Source organism: Herbiconiux gentiana (assembly GCF_024978135.1).
GTDB lineage: Bacteria > Actinomycetota > Actinomycetes > Actinomycetales > Microbacteriaceae > Herbiconiux > Herbiconiux gentiana.
The window spans coordinates 381372-397774 of record NZ_JANTEZ010000001.1; the positions used below are offsets into that span (position 1 = coordinate 381372).

At 73.3% G+C, this 16403-nt stretch carries 15 protein-coding genes; 4 read left to right on the top strand and 11 right to left on the bottom strand.

All coding sequences use genetic code 11. The features are described from left to right. Window positions 1-21: 21 nt before the first annotated feature. Together NVV95_RS01775 and NVV95_RS01780 are read right to left on the bottom strand one after the other, a co-directional pair. A complete protein-coding gene (locus tag NVV95_RS01775) occupies window positions 22-4875 on the bottom strand; it encodes a glycoside hydrolase family 3 N-terminal domain-containing protein (protein ID WP_259484821.1) in 4854 nt (1617 codons plus the stop codon). A gap of 17 nt (window positions 4876-4892) precedes the next feature. After that, a complete protein-coding gene (locus NVV95_RS01780; RefSeq protein ID WP_259484822.1) occupies window positions 4893-6074 on the bottom strand; it encodes an ROK family transcriptional regulator in 1182 nt (393 codons plus the stop codon). A gap of 127 nt (window positions 6075-6201) precedes the next feature. Between NVV95_RS01780 and NVV95_RS01785 the strand changes: the two genes are divergently transcribed. Beyond that, entirely contained in the window at window positions 6202-6852 is a 651-nt protein-coding gene (locus NVV95_RS01785) for an alpha/beta hydrolase (protein WP_259484823.1), read from the top strand. 69 nt (window positions 6853-6921) lie between these two features. Here NVV95_RS01785 and NVV95_RS01790 read toward each other — a convergent pair whose 3' ends face one another. From NVV95_RS01790 to NVV95_RS01805, 4 genes are all read right to left on the bottom strand, one after another. Beyond that, window positions 6922-7524: a hypothetical protein gene (locus tag NVV95_RS01790; protein ID WP_259484824.1), complete on the bottom strand. Its 603-nt coding sequence runs from the start codon at window positions 7522-7524 to the stop codon at window positions 6922-6924. Between the two features lie 4 nt (window positions 7525-7528). Continuing rightward, window positions 7529-7876 carry a DUF2200 domain-containing protein gene (locus NVV95_RS01795; RefSeq protein ID WP_259484825.1) on the bottom strand — a complete coding sequence of 116 codons (348 nt, stop codon included), beginning with the start codon at window positions 7874-7876 and terminating at the stop codon, window positions 7529-7531. 74 nt (window positions 7877-7950) lie between these two features. Then, window positions 7951-8403: a DUF1801 domain-containing protein gene (locus NVV95_RS01800; protein WP_259484826.1), complete on the bottom strand. Its 453-nt coding sequence runs from the start codon at window positions 8401-8403 to the stop codon at window positions 7951-7953. 100 nt (window positions 8404-8503) lie between these two features. Next, the gene (locus NVV95_RS01805; RefSeq protein WP_259485210.1) at window positions 8504-10354 is read right to left on the bottom strand and encodes a hypothetical protein; all 1851 of its coding nucleotides are present in this window, start codon (window positions 10352-10354) and stop codon (window positions 8504-8506) included. A 147-nt stretch (window positions 10355-10501) separates the two neighbouring features. On the opposite strand from NVV95_RS01805, the gene NVV95_RS01810 reads away from it, so the two are divergent. Next, on the top strand, window positions 10502-11170 hold the full coding sequence (locus NVV95_RS01810; protein WP_259485196.1) for an RraA family protein: 669 nt from the start codon (window positions 10502-10504) through the stop codon (window positions 11168-11170). Between the two features lie 27 nt (window positions 11171-11197). Here the strand turns inward: NVV95_RS01810 and NVV95_RS01815 are convergent, their stop codons facing one another. The 4 genes from NVV95_RS01815 to NVV95_RS01830 are packed head-to-tail and all read right to left on the bottom strand — an operon-like array spanning window position 11198 to window position 14996. Then, window positions 11198-12232 carry a zinc-dependent alcohol dehydrogenase gene (locus NVV95_RS01815; RefSeq protein ID WP_259484827.1) on the bottom strand — a complete coding sequence of 345 codons (1035 nt, stop codon included), beginning with the start codon at window positions 12230-12232 and terminating at the stop codon, window positions 11198-11200. A gap of 59 nt (window positions 12233-12291) precedes the next feature. After that, window positions 12292-13782: a cryptochrome/photolyase family protein gene (locus NVV95_RS01820; protein WP_259484828.1), complete on the bottom strand. Its 1491-nt coding sequence runs from the start codon at window positions 13780-13782 to the stop codon at window positions 12292-12294. Beyond that, window positions 13782-14858, bottom strand: coding sequence for a spore photoproduct lyase family protein (locus NVV95_RS01825; RefSeq protein WP_259484829.1), 1077 nt, complete (start codon window positions 14856-14858; stop codon window positions 13782-13784). The genes NVV95_RS01820 and NVV95_RS01825 overlap by 1 nt, the downstream gene beginning before the upstream one ends. A gap of 9 nt (window positions 14859-14867) precedes the next feature. Further along, complete coding sequence (locus NVV95_RS01830; protein WP_259484830.1) at window positions 14868-14996, bottom strand: hypothetical protein; 129 nt, start codon at window positions 14994-14996, stop codon at window positions 14868-14870. Here NVV95_RS01830 and NVV95_RS01835 point away from each other — a divergent pair. Further along, window positions 14995-15540 carry a hypothetical protein gene (locus NVV95_RS01835; RefSeq protein ID WP_259484831.1) on the top strand — a complete coding sequence of 182 codons (546 nt, stop codon included), beginning with the start codon at window positions 14995-14997 and terminating at the stop codon, window positions 15538-15540. The two genes, NVV95_RS01830 and NVV95_RS01835, sit on opposite strands and share 2 nt — an antisense overlap. 31 nt (window positions 15541-15571) lie before the next feature. Here the strand turns inward: NVV95_RS01835 and NVV95_RS01840 are convergent, their stop codons facing one another. Then, the gene (locus NVV95_RS01840) at window positions 15572-16072 is read right to left on the bottom strand and encodes an SRPBCC domain-containing protein (RefSeq protein ID WP_259484832.1); all 501 of its coding nucleotides are present in this window, start codon (window positions 16070-16072) and stop codon (window positions 15572-15574) included. A 139-nt stretch (window positions 16073-16211) separates the two neighbouring features. Here NVV95_RS01840 and NVV95_RS01845 point away from each other — a divergent pair, with 139 nt between their 5' ends. After that, window positions 16212-16397, top strand: coding sequence for a DUF2188 domain-containing protein (locus tag NVV95_RS01845; protein WP_259484833.1), 186 nt, complete (start codon window positions 16212-16214; stop codon window positions 16395-16397). Window positions 16398-16403: the final 6 nt, after the last annotated feature.

Sequence of the window (16403 nt, forward strand, 5' to 3'; positions counted from 1 at the left end):
CCGCGCGGCGCCCGAGGGCCGCTAGCCGCGCGGCGCCCGGGGGCCGCCGGCCAGGCGCCGGCGTCGCGTCAGCAGCAGTCCCACTCCGGCCCCCAGGGCGAGCAGCGCGGCCAGGATGACGGCGGCCGCCTGGCTGCCGGTCGAGGCCAGGCCGCCACCGGGGGCCGAGCCGTCGCCGGGTCCGGTGCCGGGCCCGCCCGCTCCGGGGCCGGGGTCGGTGCCCTGGCCGGGGTCGGTGCCGGGACCGGTGCCCGGGTCGGGCGTGCCCGGCTCCTCGCCCGGGCCCTCGCCCGGGTCGACGACGGTCGCCCCGAACACCGACGCCAGCAGCGTCACCGCCTGAACCGGGTCGCCGCTCATCAGCACGTGCTCGGCATCGGCCGTCACCGCGGCCGAGGCGTCACCCGTCGCGGCCCGTCCGGCCACGATCGCGGCCTGCGCGAGGTCGCGCACCACCGACACCACCGGATCGGCGGCGGTGAAGGCCGCCGTACCGCTCAGGGTCGCCGCCGCTTCGGCAGCGCCCTGCGCCACCGCGGCACGCGCCTCGTCGGAGTCGGTCACCGCACCCTGGTCGGTCCACACCGGCAGGGCGACCAGCGCCTCGACGGCGGCCCGGGAGGCGGAGTCGGCGGGCAGCGAGGCGGCCAGCCCGGCCAGACGCTCCCGCGGAGCATCCGTTCGCTCACCCCAGCCGTAGGCGTACAGCGGCTGGTACCCGTCGTCGCCCACGTTGATCGGAACCTGCTCGGCGCTCGCGGGCCAGCTCAGCGGCAGCCGCCCGGTGAAGGGCACGTCGCCGAAGAGCGTGTCGGCGACGCCGGCTCCCTCGCTGCCCGGCAGGAACGACGCCACCAGGCCGTCGATCTCGCCGAGCTGGTCGGTGACGAGCTGGGTGCGGCCGGCGACCACGAGCACAACGCAGTCCATCGCGGCGCAGACGCGGTCGATGCTCGTGCGGTCGGCCTCGGTCAGCGAGAGGCTGTGCCCGTTGTTGCCGACGTCGCCCTGGCCCTCGGCGTAGGGCGTCTCGCCCACGACCACCACGCCGACGTCGCTGCCGGCCATCGGGGCCGAGGCGTCCTCCGAGAAGGTGACCGCCGCATCCGGGGCCACCTCGCGAAGGCCCTCGAGGATGCTCGTCCCGCTCGTCGCCGTCGGGCCTGAGCCGCCCTGCCACGAGATCGTCCAGCCGCCCATCTGGTTGCCCAGGTCGTCGGCGTTCGAGCCGGCGACGTAGAGCGAGGCGTCCTTCGGCAGCGGGAGCACGTCGTCGTTCTTCAGCAGCACCTGCGACTCGGCGGCCGCCTGCCGGGCGTCGGCCCGGTGGTCGGCCCCGCCGAAGGCGTCGGCCAGGCTCCGGTCGGAGAACGGGTTCTCGAACAGCCCCAGCTCGAACTTCTGCGTCAGGATGCGGCGCACGGCGTCATCGACCCGGCTCTGCTCGATGGTGTGCGACGTGGTCACCGCGTCGGTGACGCTGGTGATGAAGGCGCCGAAGTTGTACGGCGCCATCGCCATGTCGAGCCCGGAGTTGACCGACCGCACGACCTTCTCGGCGTAGGTCCCGCCCGGCAGCTTGTCGATGCCCTCCCAGTCGCTGATCAGGAAGCCGTCGAAACCGAGCTCGCCCTTCAGGAGGGTCGTGTTGAGGGCGGTGTTCTCGTGCATCCGGATGTCGCCCGACCCGGCGATGTCGACCCCCGAGTACGACGGCATGATGCTGCCGACCCCGGCGGCGATCGCCGGAAGGTAGGGGTCGACGTGCGTCGTCATGAAGTCCTCGAGCGAGGGCGAGACCGTCAGGCCCTGGTCGATCGGATAGCCGTTGCCGGCCTTCGAGGCGTCGTACTCGGTGCCGCCGTCGCCGACCCAGTGCTTCGCGGTCGCGAGCACCTCGTCGGCGGCCGACTTGTCGCCCGGGTCCTCGCCCTGGAGGCCCACGATGCCGGCCTCCGAGAACGCCGTCACCAGCGCCGGGTCCTCACCGAACGACTCGTAGCTGCGGCCCCAGCGCTCGTCGCGGGTGACGCACAGGCAGGGCGCGAACGCCCAGTTGACGCCCGTGGTCTTCGTCTCGATCGCGGTGTCCTCGGCCAGGGTCTGCACCAGGGCGGGGTCGCGGGTGGCGCCGAGCCCGATGTTGTGCGGGAAGATCGTCGCGTCGAGCACGTTGCTGTGCCCGTGCACGGCGTCGGCGCCGTAGAGCAGCGGGATCTGGAGCGCCGTCGAGAGCGCCTGGGCCTGGAAGCCGTCGACCATGTCGGCCCACGCCTCCGGGGTGTTCTCGGCCGGTGTCGAACCGCCGCCCGAGAGGATCGAGCCGAGCCCGAGGTCGGCGATCTGGTTCGGCGAGGTGAGTCCGAGCCGCTCGGCCTGGGCCATCTGGCCGACCTTCTCCGCGAGGCTCATCCGGCCCATCAGGTCGTCGACGCGGGTGGCCGTCGGCAGGGACTCGTCGAGGTAGGGCAGGCCGTAGGCGTTCACCACCACCTTCGGGGCCTCGGGGGGCAGCTGGGCGCCGTCGGCGTCGAGCACCACCGGCACCGAGCGGGCCTGGTCGCCCGAGGCACCGGCGGCCAGCGCCGTCACCTCGAAGCTCCTCGTCTCACCCGAGGCGGTCCCGGCCGGGAACTCGAGGGTCCCGCCGAAGGTCGCGACGTGCGTCCCGATCTCGGCCGTTCCGGTACCCGGGCTGTAGTCCACCTGCACCGCCGCGTCCAGTGGTTCGCCGTTCGAGGTCGAGACGGTCACCCCGACCTCGGCGGTGTCGCCGGGGTTCAGCAGGTACACGGACTCCGACGTTCCGACGGTGAGGTTCGCCGCCTGCTCCGGAGTGCCGTAGAGCTGTACGTCGTCGACCGCCCAGCCGGTGCTCGTCGGCTTGCCCGGCGTGAACGTCACGGCGAAGCCCCAGGCGCTCGTCAGGTCGAGCGACCCGTTCTGCGTCTCGGCGCTGCCCGGCTGGTAGGAGCCGATGGAGAACGCGCTGAACGGCAGCTCCACGAGCTTCCAGCGGCTCGTCGAGCTGCCCCAGTTGTCCTTGAAGGTGGCGGTCCAGAGCTCGGAGTGCTCGCCGTCGGGGCCGCCGTCCTTCAGCTCGACCTTGATGTCGTCGCCGGCGGTCGGCGAGGCCGGGTTCGAGGCCTGCGAGGCGTACCACCAGAAGCGGATGCCGCGGTAGCTGCTCCAGTCCTGCGAGGAGGCGAGGTTGTCGCTGAACCCGGCGTAACCACCGGACGGGATCAGGTAGTCACCCGAGAGCACCCGGTTGTCGGGCACGTCACCGCGCTCCTGCGCGGTCACGTCCAGGCTGACGAGCCCCTCCGCGGAGCCCCAGGTGAAGAAGCCCACGGGGTTCGTCGAGGTGCCGAGCGGCACGTCGCTCTGGAAGTCCTCGAGGGTCGTGACGCGCTCGAAGAGGGCGATGTCGTCGAAGGTCCACGTGCCCGCACCGAGACCGGTGAGTGTCACCGCGAAACCGGTCGAGGCGGAGGGGTCGAAGCGGGCCGGGTCGTCGGGAGAGCCCTTGACCCTGAGCTCCGTGAAGAGCACGCCGATCCAGCGCCAGCCGGTGCTGTCGTCGACGACGGTGCGGTCGAAGAGGCGGCCGTCGGACTTGACCTCGTAGCCCAGGGTGCGGCCGCTGCCGGTGCCGAGGAACCAGAAGCCGAAGCCGTCGGCGGCCGACCAGTCGGTGGCCGCGGTGTCGTTCGTGAAGCCGAACCAGTCCGACGCCGTGGGCTCGCCCGACACCGTCGCCACGAGCACCTGGTTGTCGGGGGCCGCCCCGGGAACCGTCGCGTCGCCCGTGGTGCTGAGCACCGGCTTCACGGCGTCGGTGCTGGCCCAGGTGGTGAAGCCGGCGGGAACCCCCGACCCGAAGTCGTGCAGCACGGTGCGGGGGCCGTCGTTCGGCAACTCACCGGTGGGGCGGATGCTCACCACGACGGTGTCCCGCGAGCCGATCGTGACCCCGTCCGACGGCTCCGACAGGGCGAGCGTGAAGGTGCGCACCGGCGTCAGTGCACCGTGGGACACCGTCGGCACGGTGACCGCCACCGTGCTGTCCCCGGCCGGGATGGTGAGCGTCTGGTCGACGGCCGTGAAGTCGGTGCCGGCCACCGCGCTGCCGTCGGTGCTGGTGACCCGCACGGTCTGGTCGCTCTCGGCCGGGCTGTTCAGCGTCACGTCGACGACGGCGTCGGAGCCCGCGCCCACGTCGACGGCCTGGCGGTCGAAGCCGGCCGACGGCACGGCCGCCGTGCCGTGCACCGCGAAGGTGTAGACGGAGTAGCCGTACCAGTGCAGCACCGGCGCCTCCCAGGTGGCGGCGGTGCGCTTCAGCATCGCGAGTCGCACGTAGCGGGCCTGGGCGGGAGCGTCGAAGACGATCTCCTCGGTGCCGCCGGCGCCCGCGGTCTCCGAGGCGGCGGTGCTCCAGCTCGCCTCGTCCTCCGGCGCGGACGTCGCGACCTGCACGTCGTAGGCGGCCGCGAAGGCGGCCTCCCAGGTGATCGAGACGCCGCTGACGGTCGCCACCGAGCCGAGGTCGCTCGTCAGGCTCGCGGTGAAGGTGGTGTCCTCGTCGGGGCCGTTGCCGCTCGCCCACCGGGTGGAATCGTCGCCGTCGGTGGCGTTCGAGGCGGGGAAGTTCCCGTCCTGGTCGTTCTGCGACGCCGAGGCGGTGGTCGTGCCCGAGCGGGCGAGGTCGGGCTCCGCCGCTCCGGCGGCGGCTCCACCTCCGGCGACGAGCCCGGCGCCGACGAGCGCCGTGATCAGCGCGGCCGCGAGGTGCCGGCGGCCGGGCCGGGGCCACGAGGGCCGACGTCGGGATTCGGGGACAACGGCGGACCTCTGGCCGGTTGCGGGCACTGTCACTCCTTCGAGACCTACGACACCCGTTCGTCACGGAGCGGATGCTCCAGTACAGCCGGTGAATTCGTCCGGTCCCAGGACGAAAGAACGAACGGGTGCACCGATGACGGCGAGCCAGAGCCTGGCATCGCGATTCCGGATGCCCAGGCCGCCGACACCGTGCGGTCGACGATGCCCGCCAGCTCGGCCCGGGCGCCGAGGGCCGCCACCCGCACCTCGACCCGCGACTCCCCCGCCGGCGAGAACCGCGCCACGGCCTCGCGCACCCCGTCGACCAGTGCTCCGCCGGCCGCACCGAAACGGCCCCCCAGCACCACCACGGAGGTGTCGACGAAGGAGCACAGCTGCGCGATCGCGCGCCCGACCCGGAGCCCGGCGAGGTGCTCGTCGGGCAGACTCGCCGCAACCACGGTCTCCAGGCAGCCGTGACCGCCGCAGCGGCAGAGCAGACCTCCGGGCTCCACCTGGATGTGGCCCATCTCGCCACCGGCCCCGCGGGCGCCGGCCAGCAGTCGGCCACCCGCCACGAGCCCCGCGCCGATGCCGTCGCCGAGCTTGACGTAGAGCATGTCGTCGAGGGCCGTGCCGCCGTGCATCCGCTCGCCCCACGCCCCGAAGTTGGCATCGTTGTCGGCGACGATCGGCCCCGAGAACCCCGGAGGACGCACGGCCTCGGCGGTCGCGCCGCTCCACCCCGGCAGAGCGGACGGCGCGCGCACGGCCCCGCTCGGTCGCAGCACCGGGAACGGGAACGACACGCCGAGGGCCGCCACGTCGGCCATCCGCGCCCCGGCCGCCGGCAGCATGCGCGCGATCAGCCGGTGCAGGGCGCGCACGGTGGGCGCCACGCCGTCGTCGACCGCGAGCTCGACGCTGGACTCGGCGAGCACCCCGCCCGCGAGCTCGGACACGGCGACGGTGACGTGGCGGTGGCCGATGTCGCACGCCAGCACGACCCCGGGCTGCCGGGCGAGCTCCAGCACGGCGGTCGGCCGGCCCCGCCCCGAGGCCCGACCCGCCTCGAGCCGGCGCTCGACGACCACGCCGAGCTCGATCAGCTCCGCCACCGTCTGGGCGACCACGCTGCGCGAGAGACCCGTGTGATCGGCGATCGCGCGCCGGGTCGTGCGCTCCGCGCGGCGGATGAAGTCGAGGAGGCCGGCCCGTCCCGGCCCACCTGTCGCTGAAGCTGTCACCGTGCATCCCCTTCGATGACCGACGTCCCACCCACGACGCGACCCTCGAACAGGGGTCATCGTCGACTCGTCACAGTGAAGCACACCCGAGGCGCGCGCGGCACCCCCGGTCGGCTAGCGTGATCGGATGCCCCAGAACCACATCGTCGTGCTGCCCGGAGGCGGCTACCGCATGCTCGCCGACCACGAGGCGGAGCCCGTGGCCGAGTGGCTGCGCGGCGTGGGGGTCGCGGCGAGCGTCTTCCGGTACCCGCTGCTGACCGAGCATCCGGTGCCCCTGGAGGCGGTGCGCGCCGAGATCAGGCGGGTGCGCGCCGCCGGGGCGGAGCGCGTCGGAGTGCTCGGTTTCAGCGCCGGCGGCCACGCCGCGGGGCTCGCCGCCCTGGCGCCCGAGGAGGGCGAGCCAGGAGGCGTCGCCGACCTCGCGGTGCTCTGCTACCCCGTCGTCTCGATGGTCACGCCGAGCCACAGCGGCTCGCGCGACATCCTGCTCGGCGCCCGGCCGTCGGACGAGCTGCGCCGGGCCACCTCGCTCGAACTGCTCGTCACCCCCGACTCGCCGCCGGTGTTCGTCTGGCACACCGCCGACGACGAGACGGTCGACGTGCGACCCGTGTACGACCTGGCGCGCTCGCTCGCGACGGCCGGCGTGCCGCACGCCGTGCACGTCTACCCCTCGGGGCGCCACGGCCTCGGGCTCGCCGAGGGCTCCGGCCTGCCCGCGCGCTGGACCGACGAGGCGGCCGCGTGGCTGCGCGACCTCGGCTGGGCCGACTGAGCCGACTGAGCCGACTGAGCCGACTGAGCCGACCGACCCGGTCGACCCGACCCCCAGGGGGCCCGACCGTCAGAGGCGGGGCGCGGGCATCCGGCGTACGGCGAGGCGGGTGCGACGTCGGCGCACGCTGAACACGATCGCCAGGGCGGGCAGCGTCACGAAGGCCGTCCAGAAGACCACGACGGCCACGATCCAGACGGTGCGGGTGGTGCTGACGCCCTGCTCGGCGTCGGCCACCGTGGCAGGTGTGACGGGTGCGACCGAGCCGACCGGCCCGTGCGCGATCGCGACGGGCGGGTCGCCCTGCACCACGAGGAAGTCGAGGCGGGCCGGGTGCTCCGGGTCGGGCGGGAAGCCCCAGTGCTCGTCGCCGCCGAGGGTCACGGTCGTGCCGGCGCCGCCCCGGGCATCCGGAACCACCACCTCGTAGAGGCCCGTGTTCACCGGCAGGCCCGAGTTCGTCTCGACGTCGACGAGGGAACCGGTGAGCACGGCGCTGCGGTCGACGACGTCGCGCTGCTGGGCGAGGCGCTCGGCCGCGGCGTCCTGCGCGCCGCCGAGCGCGGAGAGGGCGATCAGACCGGGCACGAGGAGAAGCACGAAGGCGAGCCAGAACGGCCACCCGGGCGGAGGACGGCGCGCGGGGCGGGTGGGAGGGAACGGCGGGGTCATGCGGTCAGCCCCGGAGGATCGAGGTCATCTTCTTGCCCCGGGCGACCTCGTCGACCAGCTTGTCCAGCCAGCGGATGCGCTGCATGAGCGGGTCGTCGATCTGCTCGACCCGGATACCGCAGATCAGCCCGGTGATGAGCGGGGCGTTCGGATTCATCGCGGGCGCCTCGGCGAAGAACGTCTCGAAATCGGTCTGCTCGGCGAGGGCGCGGTCGATCCCGTTCTGGTCGTACCCGGTGAGCCAGCGGATCACCTCGTCGACCTCCGCCTTGTCGTGCCCCGTGCGCTCGGCCTTGGCGACGTAGTGCGGATAGACGGCCGCGACCGGCGTCGTGAAGATCCGGTGCGCCATGCTGTCCCCCTGTCATCCGACCCGTCGCACCCTGCGACGGTGACCTCCAGGGTAGGGCAGCCCTCCACCCGGGGTCAGCCCGCCGCCGTCACGATCAGCTCACGGATGCGCGCGGCCGCCTCCTCGTCGAGCCGCTCCAGCGCATAGGAGGTGGGCCAGAACCCCGCGGGGTCGCCGAGCGCGGAGTTCTCGCTGAAGCCGAGGGTCGAGTAGCGGGCCTTGTCCATCAGGCCGCTGCGGAAGAAAACGACGACCTTGCCCGCGCTCGCCCACCCGGGCTGCCCGTAGTACAGCTTCGGCTGCAGCGCCGGGGCGGCCTCGGCCACGAGGGCGTGCAGGCGTTCGGCCATCGCCCGGTCGGGGGCAGGCATCTCGGCGATCCTGCCCTCGACCGCTGCGGCATCGGCGGCGGCCTTCTCGGCGGCCTTCCCGCTCTTGGCCTCGGCCCGCAGCTCCGCGGCCCGGCTCTTCATCGCGGCGCGCTCCTCGGCCGAGAAGCCGCCGTCCGATCCCCCTGCTGCGCTCATCGCGCACCGCCTTTCCTGGTCGTGGCCCCACGCTAGCGGTGCACCGGCGCTGCCGCTTCTCGATTCCTGATCACTCGGGCCGGGCTCGTCGCTGCTTCGGTCAGAGTCCGCCGTCGATCTGGGGTGCGCCGCACGCCGTCCAGAGGCGCACGCGCGCACCGTCGATGTCGTTGGCGGCCACGAAGTCGGCGAGCGGCTGCGCGTTCTCGAAGCTGATCGTGCCCGCGAGGTCGTAGAAGGCCAGCACCGTCGAGAAGTCGGCGGCGAGGTCGGCGGGCGGCGTCGCCGTGATGCCGTGCAGCCCGGCCGCGAACGCCGCCGCCCAGCTGAACGGGTCGGCGGCACCGGGCAGGGCGGCCGCCGCGATACCGGCCTGCTCGGAGAACTGGGTGCAGAAGTCGCCCTCCTCCTCGGGCAGCGGCTCGGGATCGGCCGAGGGCGCCGGGTCGGGCTGCTTCGGCTCGTGGTAGGTCACCCAGACGAAGCCGTCGCCGGCCAGGTTCAGCATGCCGATACCGCCCGTCACCTCGGTGACCTCGGCGCGGATGGTCGCGACGATCGGATCGATCACCGCGTTCAGCACGGTGGCCGCCGGCTCCTGGAGGAGGCCGGGCAGCTTCGCGAGGATCTCCCCCTTCAGCGTCTCCACCTGCCGCGCGGCGAAGTCGAGGAACTCGCCGACCTCCTGCCGGGGCACCGTCACGCTCACCCGGGCGATGCGCGTGATCTCTGGCCCCTTCGCGGTCTCGGCGTCCTCCCGGCCGGTCGTGAAGCCCATCGAGACGGAACGGTCGTCGGCGACTCGGGACGAGGCGGAGTCCAGGACGATCAGGCCGTCGCCGCTCGTCAGCGTCCAGTCGGCGGGGTCACCGGCCCGGATCAGCGGCGGGATCTCGGCACCGCTCGCGGTCGCGCAGTCGACGAGCGCTTTCGGCCAGTCGTCGGAGAGCTTGTTCGCCTCGGCCCGGAAGGTGCCCGTCACGTCGGCGGCCGGGTCGATCGCGAACGCGGTGTGGTCGGCGGGCGCCGCCGTGACGGTGAGGCGCTGGCCGGTGAAGAAGCTCAGCACCTCCGACGCGACGCCGAGCCCGGTGAGCGCCACGCGCAGCACGTTCAGGGCCGGTGCGGTCACCGAGGAGATCAGGCCGCTGACCACGCCTTGGGCCAGATCGATCGCGCCCCCGATCACGGCGCCGGCGAGCAGCCCGAACGGCCCGAGCTCCTCGATGCCCGAGATCGCCTGCGGAACGACCCTGAGCACGTCGAAGACCTTCTGCACCGCCGAGGAGAGGAAGCCGGTGAGGGTGCTGCAGGGGGCGTCGAGCACTCCGGCCGTCACCGCCGCCGGCGCCGGCGCGCGCTGCAGGGCGGCCGTGACGGCCGACGCCGGCCCGCGCTCCCCGGCCGAGGCCCCCGGCGTCGTCGCCTCCTCGCCGAACGACCCGTCCTCGGCGGCGGCCGTCAGGAAGTCCTGCACGAACAGCGCGACCACGACCATCGGGAACACGATCGACTGCGGGTGCGTCCAGTCGATGCCCTCCGGGTCGTCGTAGAGCGGTCGCACGAGCTCGGCTCCCGGATGCTCGCCCGGCAGCTCCGCGCTGCTGATCCACGCCGCCAGCAGGTAGCTCGCGCTCGGGTAGCCCGGCTCGGCCGGCACGAGCGCGTCGAGCTCGGCACCCGACACGCCCGCGCCGAGGGACGCCTCGGTGATCATCCGCTCGGCCTGGATCGCCGTGAGCGTCAGGGCGGCGGACGCCTCGACCGCGACCGTCTCGTCGTCGACCAGCGCGAGCCCGGCGTCCTCCAGCTGGTCGCGGGTGAGGGCGATCCCGGAGGCACCAGCGTCGGCGTCGGCGTCGGACGCCCGGGGCGTCGGCGGCGAGCCGATGCAGGCGCTCAGCAGGCCGATGACGACCACGGCGACGAGAACGGACCGGACGCGGCGCATGAGGACCTTCCGTCATGCCGAGCGGAGAGGATTCGAGGGGACGAGCACGAGAGGCGGCGGTGCAGGGGGTCGAGCAGCCCCAGGGTAGACCTCGGTGCGGGTGGTGTCCAGAGACGAACCCTGCCCGGCGTCGACGCCTTCGACGGGCTGAGCACCGCGCACGTCGCCGACGCGCTCGTGCGGGTGGGGTCGCCCGTGCGGTGTGCGCCGCCGAGCATCCGGCCGCTCGTGCTCGGGCACCGCGTCGTGGGCCCGGCCCGGCCCGTGCGGCACTCGGGCAGCGTCGATGTGTTCCTCGAGGCGCTGGAGCGCGCGGGGCCCGGCGAGGTGCTCGTGGTCGACAACGGCGGGCGCGACGACGAGGCGTGCGTCGGCGACCTGATGGCGCTCGAGGTGGCCGAGGCCGGTCTCGCGGCGATCGTGATCTGGGGCCTGCACCGCGACAGCGCCGAGCTGCGCGAGATCGGCCTGCCCGTGTTCAGCGCCGGCAGCCTGCCGACGGGGCCACTGCGGCTCGATCCACAGCATCCGGAGGCCCTCGAGTCGGCCCGCCTCGGCGAGCACCTGGTCACCGGCGACGATCTCGTGCTGGCCGACGACGACGGGGTCGTGCTGGTGCCGAGATCGGGCGCCGCCGAGGTCGCGACGGTTGCGGCGGGCGTCCGTGACACCGAGCGGGCCCAGGCCGAGCGGATGCGCGCGGGCACGTCCCTGCGCGAGCAGACCCGCTTCGGCGCCTATCTCGACGAGCGCTCCCGCACGGGGATCACCTTCCGGCAGCACCTGCGCAGACTCGGCGGCGCCATCGAGGAGTAGGCGGTAGGCGTCGTCAGCGAGCCCGCCTCAGCGCATCGTCGTGAGGTCGAGCAGCACCTTGGGTCGCCGCCGCTCCCCCGACGTCAGCGCGGCGAAGGCCGCCTCCGCCTCGTGCCAGGGCACCACCCGGTCGACCAGCTGCGCCGCCGGGAAGCCGGGCGCGGCGATCAGCTCGGCCATCCGCCCGTAGTGGTCGAGGCCGTGGAAGATGCCGTGCAGGGTGAGACCCTTCATGGTGAACGGTGCGGGATCGAAGTCGGGCACCCCGCCGGCCACGACACCGACGAGAGCCGCCCGACCGCCCGGCCGGAGGATGGTGCCGAGCATCCCCACCCCGCTCGCCCGGCCGGCCGCCTCGATGGCGACGGTGTAGTCGCCGGCGACAACCGCATCGGCCCGCAGCGCCCGTTCGGCGCCGAGCTCGAGGGCGAGCTCGAGCCCGGCGTCGCTCGAGCCGATCGCGTCGACGTGCGGGGTGATGCGGCGGGCCACCGCCAGGGTCAGCAGGCCGAGCGTTCCGGTGCCGAGCACCGCCACCCGGTCGTCGAAGCGGATGCCCGTGGTGACGACCGCGTTCACCGCCGTGACCCCGGGCTCGATCAGCACCGCCTCCGCGAGCGACGCTCCCTGGGGCAGCCGCGTGACCGAGGTGGACGGCATCGAGACGTACCGCGCCGCCGCACCCTGCCGGCCCACCAGCCCCACCTCCTGACGGTGCTCGCAGCCGTCGCGGAACCCGGCCTGGCACGGGCCGCAGGCCCCGCAGACGACGACGGTCTGGCCGACGACCCGGTCGCCGGGAGCCACGGTCTCCACCCCGTCGGCGACGGCCACCACGGTGCCGGTGAACTCGTGGCCGAAGATCAGCGGGTAGGCGGCGAGCCCTTCGCGGATGAAGTAGCTCTCGCGCCGCAGCAGGTCGAGGTCGGTGCCGCAGATGCCGAGGAACGCGACTTCGACGAGCACCTCACCGGGACGTTCGGGCGGCACGGGAGCGGTGCCGGGCGTCACCCGACCCGGGGTCAGTTCGAGCACGGGCATCTCGCCGGTGGGCCAGGTCATGCGGGCATCTCCTTCGATCGTGCTCCGTCGCACTGTGAGCCGAGGCTACCGGCCTCAGGTCACCACCGCTCGCGGTGCCGCTCCTGGTCGACCACGGCGTCGCGGTCGGCGAGCCGGCGCAGCCCGGCGAGCGGCTGCGCCATGCGGTGGTTGCGCTGCAGCCGCGGCTCGACCCGGTCGAGGAACGCCCAGTACCCGGCCGTGAACGGGCAGGCGTTCTCACCGAGCCGCACCTTCGGGTCGAAGACGCAGCCGCCGCAGTAGTCGGACATCTTGTTGATGTAGGCGCCGCCCGAGGCGTAGGGCTTGGTGGCGACGATGCCGCCGTCGGCGTGCTGCGACATGCCGATGACATTGGCCGGCATCACCCAGGGCGTGCCGTCGACGAACATGTCGACGAACCAGTCGTTCAGCGCCACCGGGTCGTAGCCGTGCTGGAGCGCCCAGTTGCCGAGCACCATCAGCCGCTGGATGTGGTGCGCCCAGCCGTGCCGGCGCATGCCGTCGATGGTCTCGTGCAAGCAGTTCGCCTCGACGGCGGCCGGGTCGAGCTCGCGGAAGGCCTGCGGCAGCGGCTCGTGCGCCCCCAGAGCGTTGCTGCCGGTGCGGTAGCCCTCGCCCAGGTGCCAGTAGAGGTGCCAGACGTAGTCGCGCCAGCCGACGATCTGGCGGGTGAAGCCCTCGACGCTCGCGAGCGGCGCATTGCCGGCGTGGTACTCGGCGACGACGGTCTCGACCACGTGCCGCGGGTCGAGCAGGCCGAGGTTCATCGGTGCGCTCAGCAGGGAGTGCGCCATCGTCCAGTCCCCGTCGAGCATGGCGTCTTCGAACGGGCCGAAGTCGTTCAGTCGCGACTCGACGAAGTCGGCAAGCGCCCGCTCGGCCTCGGCGTGGGTGGCGGCGAACCGGCGGGGCCCGTCGTCACCCACCAGGGTGACGTGACCGTCGCGCTGCCAGGCGTCGAGGTCGGCGCGCACCTCCTGGTCGATCTCGTCCTCCTCAGGCCACCACGGGTCGGGCAGGCCCAGGCGGGCGGCGTTCTTCGGCGGCGGGGTGCGGTTGTCGTGGTCGTAGTTGAAGCGGCCGCCCTCGGGCTGGTCGCCGCGCATCAGCAGGCCGGTGCGCTCGCGCACGGTGCGGTAGAAGTCCTCCATCAGCAGCCGCTTGCCCTGACGGGTGGCCGCCCAGTCGGCGAAGTCGGCCTCGGAGGTGACGAAGCCGCGGCTCGGCAGCACCACGACGCCGCGGCGGCGCACGAAGCGGCGGACGGCCCAGCTCGTGGGGTCGATGACCTCGAGGTCGTCGCGGCCGTCGACCACCTCCGAGTAGCGCTCGACCCGGTGGTACTCCACGCGGTCGCCGAGCTCGGCCGCGCGGTGGCGCATCGCCGAGAGCAGCAGGTGCGCCTTGGCCCGGTGCATCGGGCGGCGCCCGAACACCGACCGGGCCTCGACGATCATCATCGGCCCGCCGTCGTCGAACAGCGGCCCCAGCTGCCCGGCGAACACCCAGCGGGTGCGCCCGCCGGCCCGCCCCTCGTCGCCCGCCATCAGAACGCGTACCGGATGCGGCAGGACGGGAGCTTCTCAGCGACGAGCGCCCGGAACCGGGCCACGGCGTCGGCCTTCAGCCCGCGGCGGTAGCGCACGTTCACGGCGCCGTTCTCGGAGAGCTTCTGCTCCTGCAGCTCAGGGCGCCAGAGCAGCTGCTCGGCCTTCGGGTGCCAGCCGAGGTTCACCTCGTGCAGCCGCTCGTTGTGGGTGAGCAGGATGACCTCGGCCGCGAGCTGCGCCTTCGCCCGCTCGTGCAGCGTGTCGTCGATGCGCTCGAGCAGGGCGCCCCAGTCGGCCTGCCAGGTGGGGGTGAGGATGACCGGGGAGAAGTTCAGGTGCACCTCGAAGCCGGCGTCGACGAAGTCGTTCACCGCGGCGATGCGCTCGGCGACCGGGGTGGTGCGGATGTCGGTGACCTTCGCCGTCTCGTCGGGCATGACCGAGAAGCGGATGCGCGTGCGGCCCATCGGGTCCCACTCCAGCAGCTCGCGGTTGACGTACTTGGTGGCGAACGAGGCCTTCGCCGTGGGCGACATGCGGAACAGCTCGCAGAGCTCGCGCACGTTCTCGGACAGCAGCGCATCGGCCGAGCAGTCGCTGTTCTCGCCGATGTCGTAGACCCACGCCTCGGGGTCGCACTGGTTCGGTTCTGTCTTCGCACCCTGTTTATGGATGTGCCGGGCCACGTGGGCCGTGATCTGCTCGATGTTGGCGAACACCGTGACGGGGTTGCTGTAGCCCTTGCGGCGCGGCACGTAGCAGTACGCGCACGCCATGGCGCAGCCGTTCGCGGTCGACGGCGCGATGAAGTCGGCCGAGCGGCCGTTCGGCCGCGTGGTGAGCGACTTCTTGACACCGAGCACGAGCGCCTCGGTCTTGATGCGCACCCAGCGGGCGACGTTCGCCTCATCGCCGTGCACCTCGGGGATCTGCCAGTGCGAGGCGACCGGCACGATCTCGGCACCCGGCCACCGGTCGACCACGTCGCGACCGCGCGGGAGCTCGAGCGCGGCCGGCTCGGCGTAGATGCGCCGGATGTCGACGAGCGGCGCGGTGCGCACGGCGGAGGTCATGACCTCTTTCTACCCGGCACCACCGACATCCGCGCGGACCATGCGCCCCGCGGCCACCGGCGTCAACCCGCTCGCGTCGACACCGGGAGCGACGAGGGTGAGGAGTTCACCGACCGCACGACCGGAAGGCACGACCATGTCCGAACGCAACACCCTCGTCCGATCCCTGCACGACCTCGGGCTCGCCGCCTGGTTCGGCGGCACCCTGATGGGCGCGGTGGGCCTGAACGGCGCCACCGCGAAGGCGCACGACCCGGCCGAGCGCCTGGCGCTCTCCTCGCTCGGCTGGGCGAAGTGGGCCCCCGTGCAGCTCACCGCCCTCGCGGCCCACGCCATCGGCGGAGCCGGGCTCATCCTCGGCAACAAGGGCCGGCTCGCGGCTCAGCCCGAGGCGCGCACGAACACCAACGTCAAGCTGACCATCACGCTCGTCGCCGCCGGCGCCAGCCTGTACTCGGGCCTCCTCGGCGCCAAGATGGGCAAGAGTGCCCACGAGGGCACCGAGGGCGTCACCGAGCCGTCGCCCGACGCATCGACGTCCCTGAAAGCGGCGCAGACGAAGCAGCGTGCGCTGCAGTGGCTCATCCCGGCGCTGACCGGAACGCTGATCGTGATGGCCGCCCAGCAGGGCGAGCAGCAACGGCCAGCCGCCGGGTGGCTGCACCGGCTGACGAAGCGCTGACCCGCGTGAGTCGCGCGGCACCGGTGGCGGGTCAGGCCGCGAAGAGGTCGCGGTAGTAGGCGGACTGACCGGGGTGGTAGTCGGCGAAGTCGACCGACTCAACCTCGCCGCCCGCGAGGGCCACGCCGAGTCGGTCGAGGTAGTACTCCCAGCCGGGGCCGATGTCCGCCATGGCGGCGGGGTCGTCGACGAGGTGGGCGAACGTCAGCACGGTGCCCGGCGCCGCCTCGGTGAGAGAGAGCTCGAGGCGCCAGCCCTCGCCGAGGCTCACGGCCAGCCGCGACCGCGGCTCGCAGGCGGTGATCGTCGCGGGCTCCGCCTCGACGTCCGCCCCCTCGGAGGTCATCGCGAAGTCGACGGTGCCGGTGGCCGGGTCGCCCGACCAGGTGCCGATCCACCGCTCGAGGCTGGCCGGCTCGGTGACGGCGGCCCAGACCACGTCGACCGCATCCGGGAAGGCGCGCTCGAGCACCAGGGCGTCGAGCCCGTCGCGGGTCTCGCGGCGGCCGGTGGGGGTGTGCGCAGCGCTCATGCGTCGATCATCGCGAGTGCGCGGCGGGATGTCCAGGGCGGCGCCCGGCGTGCGGGGGGGGTGCACACGGTTCCGACGACGGTCGGAAGACGCGCTCCGCCCGGCGCGGTAGACAGGAGGCTCCGACGAAGGAGGAACCATGTCGCAGGAGGACGTCGAGACGTATCACCAGGACGGATCCTGGTACAACCGCGAGGCCGGGGAGTCGCGCAACGTCAGCGGGCCGTTCCGCACCAAGGAGGAGGCCGTCGAGGCCGGGCGCCGCTACGGCGGCCGGCGGCGCGGCGAGCACCACGAGCACCACGGCTCCGACCACCACGAGTGACCGCGG

Bases quoted from the DNA above. Each gene is read 5' to 3' on its own strand.
- NVV95_RS01785 (WP_259484823.1), top strand. From the start codon at position 6,202: ATGCCCCAGAACCACATCGTCGTGCTGCCCGGAGGCGGCTACCGCATG.
- NVV95_RS01790 (WP_259484824.1), bottom strand. From the start codon at position 7,524: ATGACCCCGCCGTTCCCTCCCACCCGCCCCGCGCGCCGTCCTCCGCCC.
- NVV95_RS01795 (WP_259484825.1), bottom strand. From the start codon at position 7,876: ATGGCGCACCGGATCTTCACGACGCCGGTCGCGGCCGTCTATCCGCAC.
- NVV95_RS01800 (WP_259484826.1), bottom strand. From the start codon at position 8,403: ATGAGCGCAGCAGGGGGATCGGACGGCGGCTTCTCGGCCGAGGAGCGC.
- NVV95_RS01805 (WP_259485210.1), bottom strand. From the start codon at position 10,354: ATGCGCCGCGTCCGGTCCGTTCTCGTCGCCGTGGTCGTCATCGGCCTG.
- NVV95_RS01815 (WP_259484827.1), bottom strand. From the start codon at position 12,232: ATGACCTGGCCCACCGGCGAGATGCCCGTGCTCGAACTGACCCCGGGT.
- NVV95_RS01820 (WP_259484828.1), bottom strand. From the start codon at position 13,782: ATGGCGGGCGACGAGGGGCGGGCCGGCGGGCGCACCCGCTGGGTGTTC.
- NVV95_RS01825 (WP_259484829.1), bottom strand. From the start codon at position 14,858: ATGACCTCCGCCGTGCGCACCGCGCCGCTCGTCGACATCCGGCGCATC.
- NVV95_RS01835 (WP_259484831.1), top strand. From the start codon at position 14,995: ATGTCCGAACGCAACACCCTCGTCCGATCCCTGCACGACCTCGGGCTC.
- NVV95_RS01830 (WP_259484830.1), bottom strand. From the start codon at position 14,996: ATGGTCGTGCCTTCCGGTCGTGCGGTCGGTGAACTCCTCACCCTCGTC.
- NVV95_RS01840 (WP_259484832.1), bottom strand. From the start codon at position 16,072: ATGAGCGCTGCGCACACCCCCACCGGCCGCCGCGAGACCCGCGACGGG.
- NVV95_RS01845 (WP_259484833.1), top strand. From the start codon at position 16,212: ATGTCGCAGGAGGACGTCGAGACGTATCACCAGGACGGATCCTGGTAC.